This is a genomic window from Frankia sp. CcCS3, from assembly GCF_977927575.1.
In genome coordinates this window covers 1-3,336 of sequence record NZ_CDWRCL010000320.1, presented here as the reverse complement: position 1 = coordinate 3,336, position 3,336 = coordinate 1, and the positions used below count along the sequence as shown (strand labels likewise).

6 protein-coding genes are annotated in these 3,336 nt (G+C 70.6%); 4 read left to right on the top strand and 2 right to left on the bottom strand.

Going from position 1 to position 3,336, the window contains the following annotated elements; translation table 11 throughout:
- The first annotated feature begins 135 nt into the window (after positions 1 to 135).
- Positions 136 to 588 carry a phage holin family protein gene (locus AC08OQ_RS18605; protein ID WP_462188770.1) on the top strand — a complete coding sequence of 151 codons (453 nt, stop codon included), beginning with the start codon at positions 136 to 138 and terminating at the stop codon, positions 586 to 588.
- A 125-nt stretch (positions 589 to 713) separates the two neighbouring features.
- The gene (locus tag AC08OQ_RS18600; RefSeq protein ID WP_462188771.1) at positions 714 to 1,256 is read left to right on the top strand and encodes a DUF3618 domain-containing protein; all 543 of its coding nucleotides are present in this window, start codon (positions 714 to 716) and stop codon (positions 1,254 to 1,256) included.
- Between the two features lie 37 nt (positions 1,257 to 1,293).
- Here the strand turns inward: AC08OQ_RS18600 and AC08OQ_RS18595 are convergent, their stop codons facing one another.
- Positions 1,294 to 1,677 (bottom strand): zinc ribbon domain-containing protein, encoded by a 384-nt coding sequence (locus tag AC08OQ_RS18595; RefSeq protein ID WP_476601097.1) that lies wholly within the window; start codon positions 1,675 to 1,677, stop codon positions 1,294 to 1,296.
- Positions 1,607 to 1,786 (bottom strand): hypothetical protein, encoded by a 180-nt coding sequence (locus AC08OQ_RS18590; protein WP_476601095.1) that lies wholly within the window; start codon positions 1,784 to 1,786, stop codon positions 1,607 to 1,609. The genes AC08OQ_RS18595 and AC08OQ_RS18590 overlap by 71 nt, the downstream gene beginning before the upstream one ends.
- Before the next feature lie 293 nt (positions 1,787 to 2,079).
- Here AC08OQ_RS18590 and tnpA point away from each other — a divergent pair, with 293 nt between their 5' ends.
- Both tnpA and AC08OQ_RS18580 read left to right on the top strand, forming a co-directional pair.
- On the top strand, positions 2,080 to 2,496 hold the full coding sequence (gene tnpA / locus AC08OQ_RS18585; protein WP_462188772.1) for an IS200/IS605 family transposase: 417 nt from the start codon (positions 2,080 to 2,082) through the stop codon (positions 2,494 to 2,496).
- Positions 2,497 to 2,884: 388 nt separating this feature from the next.
- On the top strand, positions 2,885 to 3,331 hold the full coding sequence (locus AC08OQ_RS18580) for an SRPBCC family protein (protein WP_476605447.1): 447 nt from the start codon (positions 2,885 to 2,887) through the stop codon (positions 3,329 to 3,331).
- Positions 3,332 to 3,336: the final 5 nt, after the last annotated feature.

The window sequence follows — 3,336 nt, the reverse complement described above, 5'->3', positions numbered from 1 at the left end:
TGCGGGTGCGGCTACGCGGACGCCCGCTAGGAGAAGCCGCGAGGAGAACCCATGAGGAGTGCACACCGGCGGCAGTCGGGAACGACCGGTATTCCCTACCCGGACGATAGCGCCCCGTACGTGGATGGTGCACGGGTGCGGACCTCATCGGATGCCACCCAGGCTCTCCGGACCGCGCCGGCCCCGCCGGCCGCCGGGAGCACGACCGGGGACCGCGAATCGACCGGGGAACTGGTGTCCGACGTCGTCTCGGATATCTCCACGCTGTTCCGCCAGGAGGTCGCCCTCGCCAAGGCCGAGATGCGCGAGGAGGTGAAGAAGGCCGGCAAGGGCGCCCGCATGTTCGCCGCAGCGGGCGGCGCCGGTTACTTCGTCCTGCTCTTCGCCCTGTTGGCCGTCATGTTCGGCCTGGGTGAGGTGATGGCGCTGGGCTGGGCCGCCCTCATCATCACCGTCGTCCTCGGTGCCGTCGCGGCCGTGCTGGCCCTGAGGGGTCGTTCCACCGTGCGCGCGGTCCACCCCACTCCGGCGCAGACCGTGGAGACGCTGCGCGAGGACGTCCAGTGGGCGCAGGGCCGCCGCGGGTAGTCCCTCCCCCACCACCGCGGGTTCGTTCACCCGCCCACTACCCCGTGTCGCCACTCCCCGTGCCGCCCACCGCCCCGTGTTTCCGCGGAACCACCGGCAGAAGCATCAGAAAGGTCAGGTTCGCAGTGACAAGCACGAGTCCGGATGAGATCCGGTCCGACATCGAGGCGACCCGGGCGCGGCTCGGCAGCGACCTCGACCAGCTCTCCGACCGGGTCAGCCCGCAGAAGGTCGCCGGTCGCACCGCACAGGACATCAAACGCCGGGTGACCACGGCGACCGAGGCGGTCCGCCCGAAGGTCGCGGCGACGACGGAGATCGCGGCCGAAAAGGCCCGGGACACGGCGGATCAGGCGAAGGCCACCGTACGCCGGCAGTTCGACGCCCACCCGCAGCTCGCCGTGACCGCGCAGAAGGCCCGCGCGACGGCCGGCAGCGCCGCGGGTACGGCCACGCAGACTGTGCACAAGCAGATCGAGGCGCACCCGCAGGTGGCGGCGAAGGCCGGCCAGGTGCGCGACACCGCGGGCAGCGCCCTCACGGCTGGCCGGCAGAAGGCCGCCGACAACCCGCGGGCAGCGGGGTCCGCCGCCGGGCTGGCGGTTCTGCTCGTGATTCTGCTGCTCATCCTCCGGCTCCGGCGGCATTGCGAGATCGACCCGGATTGACATCCTCTCCGCCTTGAAGGGCGGAGGTTCCCGCCTGCTACGCCGCTGTGGGCGTGGGCTTCGGGTGGGTTCCCGCTTCGCCGCGCGGTGCCGGCACGGAGGCCGGTCTTACCCGCGCTCCACGGGCGTTTACGGTCTCCGCCTGCCCGGCGGCGACCCTGCGCCCTTCGGCCCTGATGTTCCGTGCCGCGTTCACGTCCCGGTCGTGGACGACCTCGCAGGCCGGGCACGCCCACGACCGGACCGCCAGTGGTTTCGGCCCGTCCTTCACCCCACACGCCGAACAGACCTGCGACGACGGGAAGAACCGGTCGACCTTCGCGAATACCCGGCCCTGCAGCGCGGCCTTGCTACTCCAGCATCGCGATGAACTGGGACCAGCCGGCGTCGTACACCGACCGGGCCAGCCGGGTCCGGCCAAGACCGGCCACGCACAGGTCCTCGACGTACACCGCTTGATTCTCGCGGATGATCGTCGTGGAGAGCTTGTGCTGCCAGTCCCGTCGGGCGTCGGCAACGTGGGCGTGCACCCGTGCCACCTTGACGACAGCCTTCTTCCGCCTGGTGCAGCACCACCGCCGACACGTCGGCGAGCCACGCCCGTCGCGGGGTCTTCTTCGCCTCGGTGATGACTCGCTTCGACAGTTCCCCATCCGACACGTACGGCAACCCGGCGGTGTGTGCTTCCTGCCGCAGCCGCAGCCCGTCGTTGAACACGACCCGGGCGCAGCCGAATGTCCGGGACAGCGCCGCCCTCTGACCCGGCGACGGGTCGAGACGGAAGTTGTACCGAAGCTGCGCAGATCGAGCCTACCATTGGCCTATGGGCAGCGATCTCGACATCCGTACTGGCAGGCACTGCGTTTTCGCGCTGCACGCCCACTTGGTTTTCGTGACCAAATACCGGCACCGCGTCTTCGAGGACGGGCACCTGACCCGACTGGAAGAGATCATGCGGGCGGTGTGCGCCGACTTCGAAACGGACCTTGCCGAGTTCAACGGCGAAGGCGAACACGTCCACCTGCTCGTCAACTACCCGCCGAAGGTCGCACTATCCCGGCTGGTCAACAGCCTCAAGGGAGTGTCGTCCCGGCGGATGCGCCAGGAGTTCCCTGAACTGGCCCGCCACTACTGGCGCGCGAACCGGCTGTGGTCCGGCTCCTACTTCGCCGGATCGGTCGGCGGGGCGCCACTGACCGCCGTCCGCCAGTACATCGAGCAGCAGACCCGTCCCGTCTAGGACACGCCCGGGCCTGGCGGCCCTCCCGCGCAGGCCTTCACCCCCAGCCTGAAGGCCGGAGCACCGGCCCGCGTCAGGGTAGCGGTCCCCGACGCTCTCGGCGGCGCTCGCCACGCTCGGCCCGGTGGCGCGCGATCTGGCCGATCTGGTGGGCGTCCACCTGCCCGCCGACTGTAACTCTAAGTAATCAACTGCGCCGCTCGGCGCCCATCAAGACGGGAAGCGCGACGGGCGAGGGCGACGGGCGCCGGGCCAGATGAGACGGTCAGGGGGACGCGAGCCTGGCGGCCCGCCCATCGCTCCACGGGTTCTCTCCCGGATGGGCACGGCGACCGGGAGGAACGCGGGCTTCGGCCGAGAGCCGGCCGGAGCGAGGAAGGAGGACCTGGTGGGACAGATCGAGGTCGTCGTCAGGCGGGCCGTGCCGGGCACCCCCGAGCAGGTTGTCGCGAAGCTCGCGGACTACCAGGGCGCCCGCGCCCGAGCCTGGCCGGAGAACGTCTCCGAGTACCGGGTGTTGGCGGGAGGCCACGGTGCCGGGACCCGCATCGCCTATCGGCTCCAGGCAACCCGCAAGCGGGTGCGTCAGATCGACGCGACCGTCTCCGCCCCCGATGCGAGCACTCTCGTCGAGGCGGACCAGAACTCCTCGCTGCGCACCCGCTGGCACGTCGTCCCCGGCGCCGGCCCGGACCAGAGCCTGGTCACGGCGACGACGACCTGGGACGGCGCGGGCGGTGTCGGTGGTTTCTTCGAGCGCACGTTCGCCCCCATCGGCGTCCGCAAGCTGCACACCGCGGTCCTGGACAAGGTCGCCGGACATTCCGGGGGCTAAAATTC